This is a genomic window from Dysgonomonas sp. 216 (genome assembly GCF_010501065.1).
Classification (GTDB): Bacteria; Bacteroidota; Bacteroidia; order Bacteroidales; family Dysgonomonadaceae; genus QVMM01.
The window spans coordinates 1-20,800 of record NZ_QVMM01000001.1; the positions used below are offsets into that span (position 1 = coordinate 1).

At 38.6% G+C, this 20,800-nt stretch carries 17 protein-coding genes; 11 read left to right on the forward strand and 6 right to left on the reverse strand.

Annotated features, from left to right (window positions below; translation table 11 throughout):
- Positions 1 to 110 precede the first annotated feature (110 nt).
- The 3 genes from D0T53_RS00005 to nadA all read left to right on the forward strand — a co-directional run bounded on the left by D0T53_RS00005 (position 111) and on the right by nadA (position 4,764).
- On the forward strand, positions 111 to 2,051 hold the full coding sequence (locus D0T53_RS00005; RefSeq protein ID WP_163263801.1) for an NAD(+) synthase: 1,941 nt from the start codon (positions 111 to 113) through the stop codon (positions 2,049 to 2,051).
- A 108-nt stretch (positions 2,052 to 2,159) separates the two neighbouring features.
- The gene (locus D0T53_RS00010) at positions 2,160 to 3,584 is read left to right on the forward strand and encodes an OmpP1/FadL family transporter (protein WP_163263802.1); all 1,425 of its coding nucleotides are present in this window, start codon (positions 2,160 to 2,162) and stop codon (positions 3,582 to 3,584) included.
- Positions 3,585 to 3,759: 175 nt separating this feature from the next.
- Entirely contained in the window at positions 3,760 to 4,764 is a 1,005-nt protein-coding gene (gene nadA, locus D0T53_RS00015) for a quinolinate synthase NadA (protein WP_163263803.1), read from the forward strand.
- Between the two features lie 4 nt (positions 4,765 to 4,768).
- On the opposite strand, the gene D0T53_RS00020 is transcribed toward nadA, so the two are convergent.
- Together D0T53_RS00020 and D0T53_RS00025 are read right to left on the reverse strand one after the other, a co-directional pair.
- Positions 4,769 to 5,338 (reverse strand): hypothetical protein, encoded by a 570-nt coding sequence (locus D0T53_RS00020; RefSeq protein ID WP_163263804.1) that lies wholly within the window; start codon positions 5,336 to 5,338, stop codon positions 4,769 to 4,771.
- 1 nt (position 5,339) lies between these two features.
- A complete protein-coding gene (locus D0T53_RS00025) occupies positions 5,340 to 6,179 on the reverse strand; it encodes a polymorphic toxin type 23 domain-containing protein (protein WP_163263805.1) in 840 nt (279 codons plus the stop codon).
- A gap of 108 nt (positions 6,180 to 6,287) precedes the next feature.
- On the opposite strand from D0T53_RS00025, the gene nadB reads away from it, so the two are divergent.
- Both nadB and nadC read left to right on the forward strand, forming a co-directional pair.
- Positions 6,288 to 7,871: an L-aspartate oxidase gene (gene nadB, locus D0T53_RS00030; protein WP_163263806.1), complete on the forward strand. Its 1,584-nt coding sequence runs from the start codon at positions 6,288 to 6,290 to the stop codon at positions 7,869 to 7,871.
- Positions 7,864 to 8,724: a carboxylating nicotinate-nucleotide diphosphorylase gene (gene nadC / locus D0T53_RS00035; RefSeq protein ID WP_163263807.1), complete on the forward strand. Its 861-nt coding sequence runs from the start codon at positions 7,864 to 7,866 to the stop codon at positions 8,722 to 8,724. Before nadB ends, nadC begins: the two co-directional genes overlap by 8 nt.
- A 7-nt stretch (positions 8,725 to 8,731) precedes the next feature.
- Here nadC and D0T53_RS00040 read toward each other — a convergent pair whose 3' ends face one another.
- Both D0T53_RS00040 and D0T53_RS00045 read right to left on the reverse strand, forming a co-directional pair.
- Positions 8,732 to 9,913 (reverse strand): hypothetical protein, encoded by a 1,182-nt coding sequence (locus D0T53_RS00040; RefSeq protein ID WP_163263808.1) that lies wholly within the window; start codon positions 9,911 to 9,913, stop codon positions 8,732 to 8,734.
- Positions 9,914 to 9,974: 61 nt separating this feature from the next.
- Positions 9,975 to 11,057 carry a glycosyltransferase family 9 protein gene (locus D0T53_RS00045; protein WP_163263809.1) on the reverse strand — a complete coding sequence of 361 codons (1,083 nt, stop codon included), beginning with the start codon at positions 11,055 to 11,057 and terminating at the stop codon, positions 9,975 to 9,977.
- Positions 11,058 to 11,415: 358 nt separating this feature from the next.
- Here D0T53_RS00045 and D0T53_RS00050 point away from each other — a divergent pair, with 358 nt between their 5' ends.
- Positions 11,416 to 12,210 carry a DUF5672 family protein gene (locus D0T53_RS00050; protein ID WP_163263810.1) on the forward strand — a complete coding sequence of 265 codons (795 nt, stop codon included), beginning with the start codon at positions 11,416 to 11,418 and terminating at the stop codon, positions 12,208 to 12,210.
- 61 nt (positions 12,211 to 12,271) lie between these two features.
- Here D0T53_RS00050 and D0T53_RS00055 read toward each other — a convergent pair whose 3' ends face one another.
- Positions 12,272 to 13,057 carry a hypothetical protein gene (locus D0T53_RS00055; RefSeq protein ID WP_163263812.1) on the reverse strand — a complete coding sequence of 262 codons (786 nt, stop codon included), beginning with the start codon at positions 13,055 to 13,057 and terminating at the stop codon, positions 12,272 to 12,274.
- 347 nt (positions 13,058 to 13,404) lie between these two features.
- On the opposite strand from D0T53_RS00055, the gene D0T53_RS00060 reads away from it, so the two are divergent.
- The 5 genes from D0T53_RS00060 to D0T53_RS00080 all read left to right on the forward strand — a co-directional run bounded on the left by D0T53_RS00060 (position 13,405) and on the right by D0T53_RS00080 (position 20,064).
- Entirely contained in the window at positions 13,405 to 15,432 is a 2,028-nt protein-coding gene (locus D0T53_RS00060; RefSeq protein WP_163263814.1) for a protein-disulfide reductase DsbD, read from the forward strand.
- A gap of 145 nt (positions 15,433 to 15,577) precedes the next feature.
- Entirely contained in the window at positions 15,578 to 16,363 is a 786-nt protein-coding gene (gene mazG, locus D0T53_RS00065; RefSeq protein WP_163263816.1) for a nucleoside triphosphate pyrophosphohydrolase, read from the forward strand.
- A 219-nt stretch (positions 16,364 to 16,582) separates the two neighbouring features.
- A complete protein-coding gene (locus D0T53_RS00070) occupies positions 16,583 to 17,077 on the forward strand; it encodes a dihydrofolate reductase (protein WP_163263818.1) in 495 nt (164 codons plus the stop codon).
- Between the two features lie 84 nt (positions 17,078 to 17,161).
- Positions 17,162 to 19,249 carry a putative porin gene (locus D0T53_RS00075; protein WP_163263820.1) on the forward strand — a complete coding sequence of 696 codons (2,088 nt, stop codon included), beginning with the start codon at positions 17,162 to 17,164 and terminating at the stop codon, positions 19,247 to 19,249.
- A 221-nt stretch (positions 19,250 to 19,470) separates the two neighbouring features.
- A complete protein-coding gene (locus D0T53_RS00080; protein WP_163263821.1) occupies positions 19,471 to 20,064 on the forward strand; it encodes an RNA polymerase sigma factor in 594 nt (197 codons plus the stop codon).
- Between the two features lie 10 nt (positions 20,065 to 20,074).
- On the opposite strand, the gene D0T53_RS00085 is transcribed toward D0T53_RS00080, so the two are convergent.
- Positions 20,075 to 20,779 carry a 16S rRNA (uracil(1498)-N(3))-methyltransferase gene (locus D0T53_RS00085; protein WP_163263823.1) on the reverse strand — a complete coding sequence of 235 codons (705 nt, stop codon included), beginning with the start codon at positions 20,777 to 20,779 and terminating at the stop codon, positions 20,075 to 20,077.
- Positions 20,780 to 20,800: the final 21 nt, after the last annotated feature.

Below are 20,800 nucleotides of genomic sequence, written 5' to 3' on the forward strand. Positions count from 1 at the left end.
AAAAACAAAAAGGGATAACTAACTATCCCTTTTATTTTTCAAGTTTTACCGTAAACTAATATATAGTTACCAAAAATCATTACTTTTGTGTATCAACTAAAAAAGCGACAATGAAAAATTTTGGTTTTGTAAGAGTTGCCGCAGCAACCCCTAGTGTAAAAGTTGCCGATTGCGAGTTTAACACCATCGAAACGATAAAACTGATAGATGAAGCTGAGAAAAAAAACGTATCGGTTATCGTATTCCCCGAATTAGGAATATCATCATATACCTCACAAGATCTTTTTTTACAGAGGGCTTTATTGAAAGAAAGCCTCATCTCGCTGAAAAGAATTTGCGAAAAAACATCTGCGTACAATATCATATCCATACTTGGGTTACCCCTCGAGATAAACAACAGCCTATACAATGTAGCCGCTGTTGTACGTAAAGGAAAAATATTAGGACTTGTTCCAAAAACATTTTTACCCAACTATAGCGAATTTTACGAAAAACGGTGGTTTTCGCCCGCAACCAATCTTACGCTTAACTCTATAAACATCGATGGCGAAAACATTCCCGTAGGAGCAAATCTTATATTTGAGACTTCCGAAATGAAATTTGCGATTGAAATATGCGAAGACTTGTGGACACCCATTCCTCCATCGGGTTTACATGTTTTACATGGCGCCGATGTTATATTCAACCTATCGGCCAGCGACGAAAACGCCGGCAAACACTCTTACAGGAAAAGCCTGATAGAACAACAATCGGCACGGTGCATGGCCGGATATGTATATGCGGCAGCTGGAAACGGAGAATCGACTACCGATGTCGTTTTTTCGGGTTGCAGCATGATTGCCGAAAACGGCAGCATTTTAGCCGAAGCAAAACGATTCGAGTTCGACAACCAGCTAATTGTTAGCGATATTGACATAGAACGTTTGAGAAACGATCGCATAAAGAACAAATCATTCTCTTTAGCAGGATACTCCATCCTTAACAAATCGGAATACAGAACGCTTGAGATAGACCAACAACCAAACGACAAACTTGTGTTTCATTTCAATAGGAAAATATCTCCTACCCCATTTGTTCCTCCTGCCGGATTATTAGACGAAAGGTGCTCCGAAATATTCTCGATACAAACAGGAGGCTTGGCAAAAAGGTTATTGCATACCAATATAAAAAACGTTGTAATTGGGGTTTCGGGGGGGCTCGACTCCACTTTGGCGCTACTGGTTACAGTTAAAACATTCGACAAGCTAAACATTCCCCGCCAAAACATATATGGCATCACAATGCCCGGATTCGGGACAACTGACAGAACATATAACAACGCTGTTCAATTAATGAAATCGTTAGGTGTTACCATCAAAGAAATATCGATAAAAGATGCAGTTACACAGCACTTTAAAGACATTGCCCACGATATTAACACACACGACATCACATACGAAAATTCGCAAGCACGCGAGCGTACCCAAATATTGATGGATTATGCTAATAAAGTGAACGGATTAGTAATTGGCACAGGCGACCTTTCGGAATTGGCATTAGGTTGGTGCACTTATAACGGCGATCACATGTCGATGTATGCTGTCAATTCGGGAATACCCAAAACCCTTGTCAGAACTTTGGTTGTATGGGTTGCCGATAGCCAGATGGATGAGCAAACACAATCTATCTTACTCGACATTGCAGATACTCCGGTCAGCCCCGAATTATTACCTGCCGACGAAAACGGAAACATAAAACAAAAAACCGAAGATACGGTAGGCCCCTACGAGTTGCACGATTTTTTCCTTTACAATATGATGCGCTTCGGGTTTGCGCCTGCAAAAATATACTTTCTGGCACAACAGGCTTTTGCCGAAAAATATCAGGATGCTACAATATTAATGTGGCTCAAAACGTTCTATCGTCGTTTCTTTAGCCAACAGTTTAAACGCTCATGTATGCCCGACGGACCAAAAGTGGGATCGATAAACCTTTCTCCTCGTGGCGATTGGCGAATGTCCAGCGACGCGTCGGCATCGCTGTGGCTCAAACAAATAGAAGACCTCAGATAGTTGCATAGACAACAAACGGTTGATTATCAGACAAATAATTATTTTAGTTTCTTTTGAAACTAAAATAATTATGGTATCTTTGCCAGCCAACATATAAACATCTATTGAATGAAAAAGAATAGGTTGGCATTTATTGCCTTATTATTGAATGCCTCTGTGGCTATGGCCGGAGGAATCCTCACTAATACTAATCAAAGCGTACATTTTTTAAGAAACCCGGCTCGTGATGCATCTACCGAAATTGATGCCGCATACACCAATCCTGCCGGATTAACAAAATTAAAACACGATGGCTTTCACTTTTCGTTTAACAATCAAAGTGCATTCCAAACACGTACAATAACAAGTACTTTTTCTCCTTACTATTATTCGGGAGGTAACACTACCAAAGAGTTCGAAGGAAAAGCTTCGGCTCCCATAATTCCAAGCTTACAAGGTGCCTACAAAAAAGGCAAGTGGGTATTATCCGGTGCTATCGCAGTATCGGGTGGTGGTGGAAAAGCAACCTTCAACAACGGGCTACCATCGTTCGAAGCAGGAATGTCAATGCTGCCGGTAATAATAGCAACCAAGGTTGGGCCTAACGTTCCGGGAGGAATGACTGCCAACAAATATTCGGTAGATGCATACATGAAAGGCTCTTCGTTTATATATGGAGCCCAATTGGGTGGATCGTACGAAATAAACGAAATGTTCTCGGTATATGGAGGATTCCGCCTGAATATTGTGAATAACGGATACGAAGGTTATTTAAGAAACCTAAAATCAAATCCTACTTCTCCGGCTTTTGGCTACGACGGAAGCATGATAGACACGTCTCCAATAATCGACATAGCTATCTCTCAAGCAAACGACGACGAAAAAGCGATGTTAGGCTTGTTGAAAAAAGCTTCGACCAGCGAAGGGGTACAACTCGACTGCGACCAATCGGGATGGGGTGTTTCTCCTATCGTCGGATTCAATTTCAGCTATGGTAACCTTAACATAGGTGCTAAATACGAATTTAAAACCTCGCTTGATGTCGAAAACAATACAAAGAAAGACGACACAGGCATGTTTAAAGACGGTGTAAATACACCTCACGACATACCCGCGTTATTAACTATTGGGGCATCATACAAAATAATACCTCAGTTAACAGCAAATATTGGCTACCATCACTTCTTCGACTCGGATGCAGGAATGGCCGACGGAAAAGAAAAACACGCAGGTGCATCTAACGAATACCTTGCAGGTTTAGAGTTTCAGATCGACCGCATGTTTATGGTTAGTGCCGGAGGACAGATTACCCGCTATGGAGTAAAAGACGAATACCAAAAAGACTTAAGCTTCTCTTGCGATTCGTATTCTATCGGGTTTGGTGGAGCTGTAAACGTATCGCCAACAGTAAAAATAAATATTGGATATTTTTGGACAACATATTCGGACTACACAAAGGAGCCGGGAGGTGGTATAGGCTCGGTTGTTACAGAAAAAGATGTATTTTCAAGAACAAACAAAGTATTTGGAGCCGGTGTAGATTTCCGATTTTAAACTCTATCACATAAACAATCAGCTATAACAGAAAGGGAACCATTCTCTTTCTGTTATTTTTTTACCACCATCACTCATCGAGATAAAACAACAAGAAAAAGTACAGATATTTTCGAAGTTGTTACATAATTCATTAATTTCGTTGCCTTAAAATATTCTTACTTTATACAACAAGATGTCGACATTAGAAAAAGCTATCGCAAATCTGCCTCAAAAAGGTTTTCTTAACATGGATATTCCCGAAGGCCTGAATCTGGTAAATGAAATAAACAGAATGCGTAAGGAAAAGAACGCAATAATACTTGCCCACTATTATCAGACGGGAGACATACAAGATATTGCCGATTTTCTGGGCGACAGCCTTCAGCTGGCTCGTGCCGCAGAAAAAACCGACGCCGAAATGATTGTTTTTTGCGGAGTGCATTTTATGGCCGAAACAGCGAAAATACTTAACCCTACAAAAAAAGTTGTTTTACCCGATACCTTGGCCGGATGTTCGCTTGCCGACTCTTGTTCGGGAGAAGGATTAAGAGCTTTAAAAGAAAAACACCCGAATGCGATAGTAGTAAGCTATATTAATTGCGACATTACAGTAAAAGCCGAAAGTGATATTATTGTAACCTCATCTAATGCCGAACATATTATCCGTTCGCTTCCCCAAGATCAGGAAATAATATTTGCACCCGACAGAAACTTAGGACGATATATAAATCAGGTAACCGGACGCAATATGATTTTATGGGACGGCGCCTGCATTGTGCACGAAGCATTTTCGTTGGAACGCATAGCCCAGCAAATGCTTGACAACCCGCAAGCAAAGCTTATAGCCCACCCCGAAGCACAGAAACCAGTTTTACAAATGGCACATTATGTCGGATCGACGGCTAACATGCTTAGTTATGTCGAGAAAAACGAAGCTCAGGAGTTTATTGTAGCCACAGAAGAAGGCATTTTGCACGAAATGAAAAAGCGGGCTCCTCATAAAAAGCTGATTCCTGCACTTACCATTGACGACACATGCAATTGCAGCGAATGTCACTTTATGAAACTGAACACAATGCAGAAGCTCTATCTGTGTATGAAATACGAGTTGCCGGAAATTACTCTCAACGAAGAGTTGAGAATAAAAGCTCTGCGTTCGATAAACAACATGCTCGATTTATCAAAAGCTATTAAGTAAATAATCAGTCTTTTTTAAACCATTTTTTCTTAAGAAAGGGACAATCCGTTCTGTCTCTCTTTGTCTGTAGCGGCCGAAAAGTTGCCACCACCTCACATTCGTTCGTTTTGTACGACGGATAATTCTGCATATACCCAAGGTTTGTTTTATCCGGATCAACATAGTCGCTTACATTAACAATACTCCCATCGGGTAAGATACGGTAATCGCGAAAAACAACACATCCATTTCCTTCCGTCCGTATCGTTTGGGTTCTGATTAAATCGCCATCCAGACGATAAGTTCCCCATAGCGGATATTTACAGGCTCTGGAATCTCCTCCTTTTTCAAAACACGTTATCAATTCCGAATCAAAATTACTTGCCGTAGCAATAGTAAAAAGCCCGTCGGGGTAAAACATGTATACAGAAAAAAAAGCCGAATCGCACCCGAATTGAGATATATAACAACCTTCGATATTTATCCGTTTATCCAATCCCGTGGGCACTTCATTATAATGTGCCGTAAAATTAACCGGAGCACCACAAGCATACAGCAAACACACCCATATTAAACATGTTATTATATTCTTCATTTCAATATAAGGTATAAGGTTTATCCAGTCCTATCTGAAAGAATTGATTATTATAATTTCCGGTCTTAAAATCGGGAGTATCAAACAAATAACGATGCCATGCATTTTGCCCGAAGAATCCGCCAATACCATTATTCAACCCATAACGAAACAAAACATTATGAGTTGTATATCCCACATACACAGGACTGGAAACCTGTTTCCCGTCCATGTATATTCCCTTGCTATTATTCGCCCACACATCGGTTCGTCCGTCCATATCGGTAGTATAAACATTTGTCCCAACCATAAACCCTTTGTATCGTATTTCAAGAGCAGCAGAACGATAACGGTCGTAAACCTTGAAGCCGGAAAAAGGATAAGCCAGAATATCGTCTTCAAAAGCAATCTCGAAATCATCGAGATGTACGCCAAGTATTCCCGAAACCTGTTTCCCTCCCTGATAGTATTTGTTTACATAATACGATGCTCCGTATTTGCCCGTATCGAAATTGACACCTGCAAAACTTGTACCTATACCAAAATGCTGAGTAGCTTTATACGCATCAATACCTGCGGTAAAAGTCCAATTATCGATAGTATGCGACAGAGTTATTCCCGCCCCAAACCTAAGTCCGTTACGGTCGGTTGCACCTGCGGTAAACATCATTACTAAAGACACCGAAGCTTTAAACCCATTGCTTTTATCGGGAGCAAAAGACAACGATGCCGGATAATGATTATCGTAACGAAATTTATATTGCCCATAAACCGGAGTAGCAAAATAAACAAGCAATAATGCAATTGCTATCTTTCCGATATATTTACTTATAATATGAATTAATATTCTAATTAAATTCATTTGCAATGTTCATGCGAATTTTCGTCAAAAGTATTAAACTATTTCGTAATTTTACGTCCTTAAAACAGATTTTAAGGTTTAAGCCTGTTATCATTCTCAGATAAAAAAATGATATATACTGATGTATTAGTTATTGGGTCGGGCATATCGGGGTTGTCGTATGCTTTAAAGGTTGCACAACAGCGCCCTGAAGCCAAGATAACCATAGTGACTAAAGCCGACAATGAGGAATCGAATACAAAATATGCCCAAGGCGGAGTTGCCGTAGTAACCGACTTCAAAAAAGACAGCTTCGACAAACATATTGAAGACACCCTTAGAGCCGGAGACGGGCTTTGCAAACGGGAGGTTGTTGAAATTGTTGTAAAAGAAGGCCCCGAACGTATTCAGGAAATAGTTAATTGGGGGGCAAATTTCGACAAAAACGACTCTCAATCTTACGATCTCGGCCGCGAAGGCGGACACACCGAAAACAGAGTAGTGCATCATAAAGACGTTACAGGAGCCGAAATAGAAAGAGCATTACTGGAAGCTCTTTCCAGCCTCGAAAACACAGAGCTACTCAATCATCACTATGTTATCGACCTGATAACAGAACACCATATTCCGGGAGAATCGTTCGACAAATACAACCTGAATTGCTACGGAGCATATGTGCTTGACATAAAAACTCAGGAGATAAAAAAAATGTCGGCAAAAATAACCCTGATGGCTACAGGCGGATGCGGGCATGTTTATAAAAACACAACAAACCCTATTATAGCAACCGGCGATGGCATAGGACTTGCCCACAGAGCAAAAGCCAAGATAAGCCACATGCAGTTTATTCAATTTCATCCTACTGCATTTTATAGTAACCGTTCGGGGCAATTATCGTTAATATCGGAAGCCGTAAGAGGTTTCGGTGCAAAATTGCGAACTGCTTCCGGCGAACCTTTTATGCACAAGTACGACGAGCGTGAAGAACTGGCTTCGCGCGATATAGTAGCACGTGCAATTGACAGCGAGATGAAACTTCTGGGCGACGATTATGTTTGCCTCGACTGTCGACACCTTGATAAAGAAGCTTTTTTAGAACATTTTCCTAATATATATCAGCAGTGTAAAGATGCAGGTTTCGATATGTTTACCGACCTTATCCCCGTTGTTCCCGCAAGCCATTATTTGTGTGGAGGAATTGACGTTGATTTATATGGGCAAAGTTCTATAAAAAACATGTTTGCTGTAGGCGAATGTACAAATACCGGGCTTCATGGAGCAAACAGACTTGCATCCAACTCGTTGCTCGAAGCATTGGTTTTCGCCCACAGGGCTGCTATAAAAACGGTAGAGCGTTTAACCGAGGACGATTTTCACTACAACAACCTGCATAGAATACCGGAATGGGATGCAGAAGGTTTAACGGTTAACGACGAAATGGTTTTACTTAGCTATTTAAGAAAACAGCTTCAAAGCTTAATGAGCGATTTGGTTGGAATTGTACGCAGCAACGAACGTTTAAAAATGGCACTGCGCAAAGAGGATGAGATATACCGTGCCGTAAAAGATATATACAAATTTTCGATACTATCGCCTCAGTTGTCGGAATTGCGAAATATTGCAAGTGTTGCATACCTTATTATATCGCAAAGTATTGAAGAAACTGAAAACAGAGGTGCTTTTTACAATAAAGATTTAGACAAAAATGCATAGACCTTCATACGTAACAGACGACAGCTTGTACCACTTTATTCGGGAAGCAATAACCGAAGATGTAGGAGATGGAGACCACTCGACACTTGCCAGTGTTCCTGCCGACTTGCAGCATAAAGCAAAATTATTGATAAAAGACGACTGCATACTTGCCGGTGTTGATTTAGCAATCGAAATTTTTCGCTTTTACGATAAAAACCTCAAAGTAGAAGTTCGCAAAAAAGATGGGGACTTAGTAAAAAAAGGAGATATTGCATTTGTTGTTTCGGGATCGGCTCAATCGATACTGACAACCGAACGACTTGTACTAAACTGCATGCAACGCATGAGCGGTATCGCAACCTACACCAACGAAATGGTAAAGTTGCTGGACGGGACAAAAACGAAAATATTAGACACCCGTAAAACCAGCCCTAATTTCAGGATGTGCGAAAAATGGGCTGTATATATAGGAGGCGCAACAAATCACCGATTCGGCCTTTTCGATATGATAATGCTCAAAGACAATCATAACGATTATGCCGGCGGAATAACCAAGGCCGTACAATCGACCGTTGAGTATTTGAAAAACCAAAACAAACAACTTAAAATAGAAGTTGAAACCCGCAATATCGACGAAGTTAAAGAAGCGTTATCGACAAATGCCGTTGATATTATTATGCTCGACAACATGAGCATTGACGAAATGAAAGAAGCTGTAGCACTGATAGGCAACAGTGCATTAACCGAAGCATCGGGTAACATCAATCACAAAACAATAAGGGCAGTTGCCGAAACAGGAGTCGATTACATATCGTCAGGGGCTACAATATATTCAGCATCGATAAAAGACATGAGTTTAAAGGCTTTTTGAAAGAAGTTTAAAAAGTATATCCTAATTTCAGCTGGGGCATATTGAGCATATCTTCTTCATTAAGCTCGTTCGAGTCGCGTTTACCATACGATTCTGCGGTAAACCGCAAAAACAAGAACGAATCTTTATTAATATTGTAATCTACACCTATTCCCCCGTATATACCGACAAAACCGGTTCGTATTTCATAATCAGGATACTCGATTACCCCATAATGGGCCGACAAGCCTTTTATCTTACCCTCAAACATCTTACTGTATATAAAACCCAACTCGGCTGTAGGTTGCAATTTAAATTTAGGATAACGATATCTTACCCCCATTCTGAAAGAGCCTATCGTACTTTTATAGTTTATATTATCGCTATAATTCGATTTTTTCACATTCCCCTCAATACGGGTTACCGACAGGTCGAGAAGCACACTAAAGCTTTGAGATAACCGAGGTTCTGAAACTTCCAATATTGCACCCAACACCGGCGACGTTTGCTCTATATTTTTATCTAACACCTTCAATTTATATTTATTGAAGGACAGCCCCGTATAAGCCGATATTTTGAATTTTGCATAGCTTCTATCTGTATTCTTCTCTTCGTATGTTATACACAACTCGCCTGTTGTACAAACTTCCTCATGATATTTTTTAGTAAAATCAATCATGCTTTGTTGAGAAAATTTCAGATCGTCAATAAGGGAAGTATCCGAAACATTACTCATAAAACTATTCTTCAGAATATTCCTATATTCAATATCCGGCACATAACCATCGTCGGTTAATTTATCCCTTTTTTTTGTAATAAGAATATTTTCACCTTTTTCATCTTCGAACAAAAAATAAGAAAGATTATCGGAATCGGAAAAATAGTATAGGCTTACAATACCATCCACCATGTATTGAAGAAATAAATTCTGGTGGACATCGTGCAAAGTGAACTCTTTTGTTTTATAGAACAAACCTTCGTTTACAAATCTGTAACCTAAAATATCGCCCGGATGAAAAACCTGCACCTTTGCATCCTTCTCGGGCTTATATTTACATTCCCTGTTATTAGTTTTGTCCGAAGCAAAATTTATGAGCCCGTATACAGTATCATTGTTATTTGTTATATAATAAGCTTCCTTGTAATTAGATTGAGCTGATATAAGAATAGGTAAAACCAACAAGAGTAAAGTATAAACTTGCTTCATCATAAATTAGATTATTAATGTTTAATAAAACAAAAATAATAAAATTTATCTAAAAATAATAATACTAATTATGAACAACTTCTTTTTCTACAGCCTCTAAACGATACTGATATTCCAACAGCTCTGTTATAGCATTAATAACTAACGAAGGAGCAATATCCATACATTTCATTTGCTGAGCCTGAGTACAAGGAGCAGATCCTACAATTGAACAAGGCTGACAATCGCAATTTTTAATCACAGTTTTGTAAATAGTATTTTTTTGAGGAGTATAATATCCGGCCAAAGGGTGTGTTGCCCCCCATATTGAAACAGTAGGAGCCTTAAGCAAAGATGCTATATGCAGGTTTGCCGAATCCATCGACAAAACAATATTGGCATGAGCTATTAATCTTAATTCATCGGCGAAAGAAAACTTATTGATAACAGATATAATTTGAGGATATTCTTGCCTCCATTCTTCCACTACATTTTCTTCTTTCTGTCCTCCGCCCAATATAAGCACTTTGCATTTTTTCTTGCCTGCAAAATATCCTGCAACTTCTTTCATTCTATCCAATGGATATATTTTTTGCTTCTCCTTCGAAAAAGGTGCTATAGCTATAACCTTATCGTCTTCCGCTATATCCAACATTGAATATATATCCGATATACTCTCATTTTTAAATCTTAGAGAATCGAATTCAGGGTCGAGATTATCGTATCCCAGCTCATTAAATATACCTTTATATATTCTTGTCATGCTAAGATTGCCAAAGTTCGCTTTCTTTAACCTGTTAATATCCCGGAACTCCAACTCGTCGGATATTGCAACCTGAGTGCCGCTCCCAACATTCTTCAAAAGTTTTTTCGAGAAAGTGTCATATTGAAGAACAGCAATCTTATCAAAAGCTAGTTGCCTTAATTTTCTATAAAACAAAAGTCTTTTTAATATAAATCTCGGTCCGCGAAGAAAGCCTTCACCCTTGCTTATCATAGGTACGAAAGTTACATTCTCAGGCATTGCCTTAAACAAAGGTTCAAGTAACGAATGTGATAATATTGTAAAGTTATCTTCAGGATATTTTATTGCCAAAGCATAAATCAGAGGGATAGGTATAATAGCGTCGCCTATCCGGGAGTAACGTAAAATAAGGGTATTTGCCATTCTTGTTTTCCTTCGTTAAGGAGGAGATAAATCCAGTTTTCTTTCAAGCCTTCTAACTCACTGGGTGCAAAGTTAATAAATAAGGCAGAAAATAAATCGTAAATTAATAAAAATATAATGTATGCTTATTTTATAATCTATAATGAGATTGATTACGACACAACTTACTTCATATTTACAGATATAATAACATAAATAGAAAGTTTTGACAAATTACATTGAAAGCCATTTATAAAGTTTTGTATATTTGCAGAATATAATTACAGGAAGCGTTTAAAGCTTTTCTCAAGTACGGATCTGAACAATTCAAACTATTGCGAAAACAGCAATCTTCTGTTAGTGAAATTAACAAAATAAAATGAAAACTTCCGTAAAAGTCATTATACCTGTATATAAGACCAATCTGTCTGATATTGAAAACACAGCCTTAAAAAATAATCTGACGGTTTTATCAGGCTTCACAAATGTCTTGGTTTGCCCCGAAAGCCTAGATGTTTCGTATTTTACCGATTTATATAAAAGCCTGCAAGTAGAACGATTCGCTGGTTATTATTTCGACGGAATAGCCGGATATAATCAGCTCATGTTGTCCTCCGAATTTTACAGTCGTTTTCTGGATGTCGAATACATTCTTATTTGCCAAACCGATGCTTTTGTTTTTTATGACAAATTACTATTCTGGTGTAATAAAGGATACGATTACATCGGAGCCCCATGGGTGGGATCGAGAGATAATACATTTAAGAAAATATGCCGAAAAATAAAGGCTTTATTTGGTGTAAAAGAAAAGGAAGACATACGTATGTTTAAAGTCGGCAACGGAGGTTTTTCGCTCCGAAAGGTACGTTTATTCCATAATATTTGCGAAGTTCATAAAGATCTGATTAACTCTTTTAAAACCGAAGGTTCGGGCATTAAACATCCAAATGAAGATGTTTTTTGGTCGTTTAATGCTCCTGAATTAGACAACAATTTCAAGATACCCGACTATACCGAAGCTTTATCCTTTTCCATAGACCGTCGTCCGGCTTTAGCCTTCAAATTGAACAATAAGGAAGTACCCTTTGGCTGCCACGGCATTAACCGACCTAATACAATTAAAATATGGAGAACTGCTATTGATCTCTACACAAAGAAAAATGCAACAATGTAGTTTAAGCCTAAAATAATTTAAAGAAGAAGACTACATGTAGCCCTCTTCTCCTTTTTACTCTCTATATCTTATAATCTATCGATTTTTCGAATCTAACTCCGGCTTTTACAGCCTTATCGAAAATGGCCTTTGCCTCGGCATTATCACTATTAATCCACGACATGCAATCGTTAAACATCACTATCTTTGATGTTAATTTAGGAGCATGCTCAATAAGATCGTCAAGCGAGTTTGCCACACAATAATCGGCTGCTTCTCCTACAATAATAACCTCATCGAACAGGTTCAGCTTGCTTAGCAGCTTTTTATTCAGTTTGGTTTCGGGAGAGTTTTCGTAACTTACCGCAGCTTTGAATATACTGTAATGCTCGGTCGATTGATTATAACCTTTATAAAAAGGCTCGTAATAGCGTCCGTTTTCCAAACTCCAATCGTACAAAACATTTACCAACTGCTGATTTATAGCCCAACCCCAGCCCCCGATTATACAATGAGGCGGCCAAATAGTACACGTCTGACCTTTTGCCTCCAACAGCTGAAGGTAAGTTAATGCTTTATGCTTATTATATTGAGCTATCCATTTTCCGCCGGCCACATCTTCGGCTTTTATCGTCGAATACAAATCGGGTTGTTTTCCGTTTTCATCTTTCCAGTAACACTGGCTCGCTATATGAATGGGCTGATGCGAATCGAAGGAGAGAGCAATATAACTAATCAATTTTCCATTTTTTTGTATAAACTCTGCAATATGTTTTATGTCATTTTCCGATCCATCCACATATAAGGCCCCCTTAGGGTCTGTAAAATCGTTTTGAAGGTCGATGCCTAATAATGCAACTTTTTTCATAACCATTTCAGTATTTAATAAATATATTATATAAATCAAAGTTACGAACAAAAAAAGAGCAATAGCCGAAAACTATCACTTCTTTCCGATTTATTATATTAATATTTACTTATTCGGAGTTTATGCCCTGCGTTTCGGAAGCTTCCACCACCCATGTCATTATATTTTAGCGGCTTGTGTTTGAATATAGGCATAAAAACGAGAGGAATAATAATAAACTTTACAAAATGTAAGGTCTTAACAGTACTTAATAAATCTATCTTCGTGTAATCACTTTACAGATTCACTTTTTTTGTACCTTTGTTTTTCTCTAAAAACAATAATTTTACAAGAATCTCGGAATGTTTATGAAAAAAATATTTTTTGTTTTTGCATCGATGCTACTAAGCCTCAATATGTGGGCAGACCCTGTATCGTGGAACTTTAAACTTGTAGATAAAGATAACGGCGAGGTCGAATTGTTATGCGAAGCAACCATTCAACAAGGCTGGCACCTGTACGACACCGAAATTCCCCAAGGTGGACCTGTGGCAACAAATATCACAATAGACGAAGTAAAAGGAGCCACCGCTGTTGGAACTTTCAAGGCAATCGGATCGAAACTCCACAAAGAGTATGACAATATATTCGAAATGGAGATTGGTTACTACGAGACTAAAGCAACTTTTGCCCAACGTTTTAAGGTTACAGATAAAAAAGCATTCACAGTGAAAGGCGATGTAAGAGCACAAGCCTGTAACGACAAGGAATGTACCCCTCCCCTACCTAACGATTTCAGTTTTACGGCAAAGGATTTACCTGCCGGATTTGTAGGTGCTTCAACCGAAAAACCGAAAGACAATGAGCCTAAAGCTCCTGAAACAGACAAAATAGTAATATCGGCTGCAACAGCCGACACTGTTCTGGCTCAGACTATATCTGTTGCTAAATACAACGAAGACTCTGATTTGTGGGCTCCTGTTATCGACGAGCTTAAATCGCACGGTGCTGCCGGCGATTTATCCAAAGAGTCTCTCTTCGGTACATTTTTCTGGGGATTTATCGGAGGGCTTATCGCTTTGCTTACACCTTGTGTATGGCCTATTATACCAATGACTGTGAGTTTCTTTCTGAAAAGAAATAAAAAGAGTAAGGCAAAAGCCATCAAAGATGCTGTTACGTATGGGCTGGCAATAATACTAATATACCTAACCTTAGGTTTGCTTATAACATTCCTGTTTGGAGCGAGCGCACTTAACGAGCTATCGACCAATATGATATTCAACTTATTTTTATTTGGGTTGCTTATTGTATTTGCAGCGTCTTTTTTGGGTGCATTCGAAATCGTTCTGCCCTCTTCGTGGACTAACAAGATGGACAGTAAAGCCGATTCTACAACCGGATTTGTAAGCATATTTTTTATGGCTTTCACTTTAGCTTTGGTTTCATTTTCGTGCACGGGCCCCATTATCGGAACCTTATTAGTTGAAACTGCTACATCGGGCGCCATTCTTGGACCTGCTGTCGGCATGTTTGGATTTGCCTTAGCTTTAGCAATACCTTTCACATTATTTGCAATATTCCCATCGTGGCTAAACAGCATGCCTAAATCGGGGGGATGGCTCAACTCGGTAAAAGTTGTATTAGGTTTCCTTGAATTGGCTTTAGCTTTCAAATTCTTATCGGTTGCCGATATGACGAATAAATGGGGAATATTAGATCGTGAAGTATTCCTTGTTTTGTGGATTGTTATTTTTGCTCTATTAGGTATGTACTTACTTGGTAAGCTACGCTTTGCTCACGACAGCGAGAGTTCCCATATCAGTGTTTTCCGTCTGTTTATGGCAATAGTTTCGTTAAGCTTTGCCGTTTATATGGTTCCCGGACTGTGGGGAGCGCCATTAAGGGCTATCAGTGCATTTGCTCCGCTTCCTAACACTCAAGATTTTAACTTATATGAGGGAGGGGTACATGCCAAATTCGACGATTATGACGCAGGTATGGAATATGCACGTAAAAACAATAAGCCGGTTATAGTCGATTTTTCGGGATACGGCTGTGTTAATTGCCGCGACATGGAAACTTCTGTTTGGATAGATTCGCGCGTAAAACACATATTAGAGAACGATTATGTGCTTATTACGTTGATGGTAGACGACAAAGAAAAACTCCCACAAACAATCGAGATTGAAGAAAATGGCAAAACAACCAAATTGAAAACAATAGGCGATAAATGGAGTTATTTGCAGCGCCGTAAATTTGGCACAAATTCGCAACCATATTATGTAACACTCGATTTGGATGGTAAACCTATCGGTCCATCTTATGCTTACGACAAGGATATTGAAAAATATCTACTTTTTCTTAATACAGGTTTAGAGAACTTTAAGAAATAATTACGAAACAAGTTGAGCTTATTTCGAAAAACGATTCTTATTTGCAGTAAATATAAGAGATTTGAAAGAACTACCCCAACTACCGGCTGATACAGCCCAAAGGGAATAATAAACGGAAGTTCAAATAAAAATAATAGATAGGGAAATGAATAGTAAGGAAGATAAGCTGCAGGCATTCGGGCGTCTATTAGATATAATGGACGAATTACGTATTAAATGCCCATGGGATGCAAAGCAAACAAACGAAAGCCTGCGCACCAATACAATAGAAGAAGTTTACGAGCTATGCGAAGCTATAATAAAGAACGACAATCGGGAAATAAAGAAAGAATTGGGCGACGTTTTGCTTCATATCGTATTTTATTCGAAAATAGGAGAAGAAAAAAACGAATTCGATATTGCTGATGTTTGCAATAGCCTCTGTGACAAATTAACATTCCGTCATCCACATGTTTTTGGCGATAGTGCAGCAAAAACAGCCGGAGAAGTAGAACAATCGTGGGAACAGATAAAACTGAAAGAAAAAGGAGGCAATAAAACCGTACTCGAAGGGGTACCTGCTACATTGCCGGCATTACCCAAAGCTCACCGAATACAAGATAAAGCCCGTAACGCCGGATTCGACTGGGAACAGAAAGAGGATGTTTGGTTAAAAGTTGAAGAAGAATTGCAAGAGTTACGTTCCGAAATAAAAAAGATGGACACCGAGCAAACAGAAGCCGAGTTTGGCGATTTGCTTTTTTCGATAGTAAACGCAGCACGTTTATATAAGGTAAATCCCGACAATGCTTTGGAACGCACCAATCAGAAGTTTATTCGCCGGTTTAATTATGTAGAACAACAAGCTGCAAACAGTGGCAAAAAACTGAAAGATATGACTCTTGCCGAAATGGATGCATTTTGGGACGAAGCCAAAGCTAAAGGACTGTAATTTATCTATACACTGAAGCTAAAAGCTATTTGAGTAAACAAACATAAAAAGCCGAGGAAAACTGTCAGGTTTTTAGCTTTGCGGTTTTAATATGCAGCAAACAAAAAAGTTTTAAATTCTGTCAGGTGTGTCAGGTTTTTGAAAAAAGATATATTATAAGATAATAAAAACGCACACTAACTCTATCAATATAGAATTAATCGAATAAAGAAAAAAACGATGGTTACAAAATCTGTAATAGTAGCAATGGACGAAAATAATGCGATTGGAAAAGACAATCAGCTGTTGTGTCATTTGCCAAACGACCTGAAATATTTTAAAACAGTAACTCAAGGTCACACTGTTATAATGGGTCGAAAAACATTTGAATCGTTGCCCAACGGGGCTCTACCCTATCGACGCAATATTGTTATATCCCGAAACACCAGCTATAAAAAAGAACGCACAGAAGTATTTACCTCGCTAAACGATGCTTTCGCCACATGCACGAACGAAAACGAAGTATTTATTATAGGAGGAGGAAGCATTTACGAACAGGCCTTACAATCGGCCGATAAACTATATGTAACCTACATTCATCATAAATTTGAAAACACCGATACCTTTTTCCCATCTATCGATCCCTCGATATGGAAACAAGTATCAGCTAAAGAACAATCGGCTGACGAAAAGAATAAATATGCACATACTTTTGTTGTATACGAAAAACGCTGACAGTTTACCTATTTTACTCCGATATAGTCATTAAAAAAGATTAAGAGCCCTCTTGATATTGTGTTTTTTTGTAAGTTTGCGGCAATGAAGAAATATATCTGTTTGATACTTTTGTTTTTAGGCTTTTCTCTACATAGGGCAGAGGCTCAAACAACTCCATACCTGATAGTTGGCGACAGTATAAGAGGAGATATCAGTGGTGCTTTAAACGATAGCCTGATCGTTTTCCCTGATTCGCTCAAAGCCAAACTAAAAAAACCTATATCCGAAAGAGATTCTATAGCCATGAGTTACAAAATGTATGGCTGGTATTTAAACCCTTATTCGGGCGACAGAACAATAGTAAATGTTGACAGTACATTAGTCGATTTTCATCAGACTTCGTTAATAGACGGGCAAGGCATCGCTGTGGGGTATTTGGGTAATATGGGCTCCCCTATGCAATCCAAGTTGTTTTTCGAACGCAAAGATCAATCAATATTTCCCTTTCTCGATGCATTCGACTACTATTACAAAACACCTGAGGAACATATGTTTCTGAATACAAAAGTTCCGTATTCTAATATTTATTATCAAAAGGCAGGAAGCAAGCAAAATAGCGAAGAACGGTTTAAAGCATCTTTATCTTCTAACTTCGGCAAAAAACTTAATCTCGGATTCGATATCGATTACATCTATTCGCGAGGATTCTACTCCAACCTCTCCAACAAACAGATGACCTATAATTTGTATGGCAGTTATGTTAGCGACCGCTATCAAATGCATGCCTATGTTGCAAATAACTATTATAACAATTCAGAGAACGAGGGAATAACCGATATGCGGTACATAACCGACCCAACCAATCCCGATGTTCAGGCTCTAAAAAACAATACCAACTCCAAATCTATTCCCGTTCGTGTAAACAGTATGTGGAACAGGCTTAAAGGACGGCAACTGTTTATGAACCATCGTTATAATGTAGGTTACGAAATGGGAGACAGCAACGAATTTATCCCTGTGGCAAGTTTTATACTTACAACAAATTATACCGACCAGCAACGTCGTTTCGCTTCAAAAGACCAATCTGTTGTAAAACCATCTACAGGACAAACCGCAACAGATACACTTTACAATCACAATTATTACCAATCGGGGAATAAATTTGGCATTATGTCCAATACTCCCGCCGCCGATCAAATGGCATATTGGTCTTTGAAAAACTCGTTCGCAATAAGCTTAAACGAAGGCTTTAAAGATTGGGTAAAATTTGGACTTACAGCATACGTAGAACATGACATTCGTAAATTTTCGCTACCCAGTGTCGAAAACCCGACACCATTGGTAACAACTGTACATAGCCAGAATTCTACTTTTATTGGAGGACAGCTAACCAAAGAAAGAGGACGCCTGCTTCGTTATAACCTTGATGCACGTTTAGGCGTTATCGGGGCAAATTTGGGAGAACTTAAACTCGAAGGAAACGCCAGCACTTCTATCCGAATAGCAGGAAAAGACGCAGTGGTGAGAGTTAATGCCCATCTGAAAAACCTCACTCCGACTTTCTATCAGGAACGCTTTCAAACAAAATACATCCGATGGATAGAAGAGCTTAAAAACACTCAGAAAGTATATATAGGCGGCGAGATTATTATACCGCAAACCAATACCCGCCTGAGCGGAGGCGTGGAAAATATTCAGAACCACATTTATTACGGAAGCGACTCGCTTTTGCAATCGTCGAAAAACATTCAGGTAGTAGCCTTACGTCTCGATCAGAAATTAAACGCCGGAATTTTACATTGGGACAACCAAATTGCATATCAAACATCAACCGAAGAGGGAATTATACCTTTGCCTAAACTTAGTGCTTACACTAACCTCTACTTACTGACAAAAGTTGGCCCAGTATTAACCATCCAACTAGGTGTTGATGCACATATACACACTAAATATTACGTTCCCCGTTACGAACCCGTAACACTACAATTTCATAACCAAAAGGACGTAAAAATCGGGGGATTTCCTATCGCTACAGCTTATTTAAACGTACACCTTAAAAAGACACGTTTCTTTGCTATGATGTACAATATAGCAGAATCGTTAGGCGATTCGGAATATTTCACGCTTCCTTACTATCCCGTAAACCCTATGGTTTTCAAAATGGGTATATCGTGGGACTTTAGTAATTAAAATTCAGGCTAACCCAAAAAGCTCAAAATGTTTATTCTGGCATATTTATGCTAAGTAGAAGTCATCATGCGATCAGTAACAAATGATATTTTAATGTTAAAGTTTTGCAAATGTCTCAGAAAATCCCTTTATTTGTAAAGTACAATTTATCTATTAATCAGTAAAAAAACAAATTGCCTATTGCCTATACATTACTCAACAAACTGTAAAAAGAGAAAGTAATGGATATATTAAAAGTTATGACTGACGAAGATTTGGTCGTTTCTTATTCGAATGGCAATAACTCGGCTTTCGATCAGCTATTGACTCGCCACAAAACCAATGTTTACAATTATATATTTTTTATTGTAAAAAACAGGGAGCTGGCAGAAGACATTTTTCAGGAAACATTTATTAAAGCTATTGTAACCATCAAACAGGGAAGGTATGTGGAAACGGGAAAATTCAGGGCTTGGATTACCCGCATAGCACACAACCTGATTATAGACCATTTCAGACAGGAAAAGAACGAAAACACCTTCTCTAACGACGAGATGCCTCTGGATATATTAAACAATCAGGCATATAGCGATGATACAATAGAAGATGTTATTGTAAAAGATCAGATTTTTTCCGACATACGCAAACTGATAGAATATTTGCCCGATAATCAGAAAGAAGTTCTGAAAATGCGCTACTATCAAGATTTGAGTTTTAAAGAGATAGCCGATATCACAGGAGTCAGCATAAACACCGCATTAGGAAGAATGAGATATGCTGTTTTGAATATCAGAAAAATGGCAGAAGAAAATCAGGTAGTACTTACAATGATGTAGAAATTAAAAGCTACTGATTCAGCACATGTATAGTATGGCAGCCAACTAAGGCTGCCGTTTCGGTTCTTAGCCTACTGGTTCCAAGGCTTACAGCCTCGAATCCATTGAGTAAAGCCTCTTCTACTTCCTGCGGACTGAAATCTCCTTCGGGGCCGATAAGGATTAGCGCATCTTGCCCTTTAGCATAAATATCTTTCAACAGGTTTTTATTGCCATCCTGACAATGGGCTATATATTTTTTCCCGTCGAATGGTTGTTTCACAAACTTCGAGAAAGGAATCATCTCGTCCAGAACGGGTAAAGATGCCTTTTGCGACTGTTTCATTGCCGATACCAGTATTTTTTCTATCCGGGGCAATTTTATTTCCTTTCGTTCCGAGTGCCTGCACAATAAGGGTGTAAACCTGTTTATACCTATTTCGGTAGCCTTTTCGGCAAACCATTCTATGCGATCGAGATTCTTGGTTGGGGCAAAAGCAATGTGCAAATTAAAAGGCCATGCACTAATTTCGTTTATAGTTTTATCTATATTTACAACACAATGTTTAGGATGGGCCTGTATTATCGAAGCTTCAAAAAAACGACCTTTTCCATCGGTTATAAGAATCTCATCCCCTTCTTTTTTTCTTAATACTTTAACACAATGTAAAGCTTCCTCGTGAGGTAACTGAGGGTTTATTAAAATATCAGGAGCAAAAAATATAGTTTTATCCATGTACGAAATTACAACAACGTT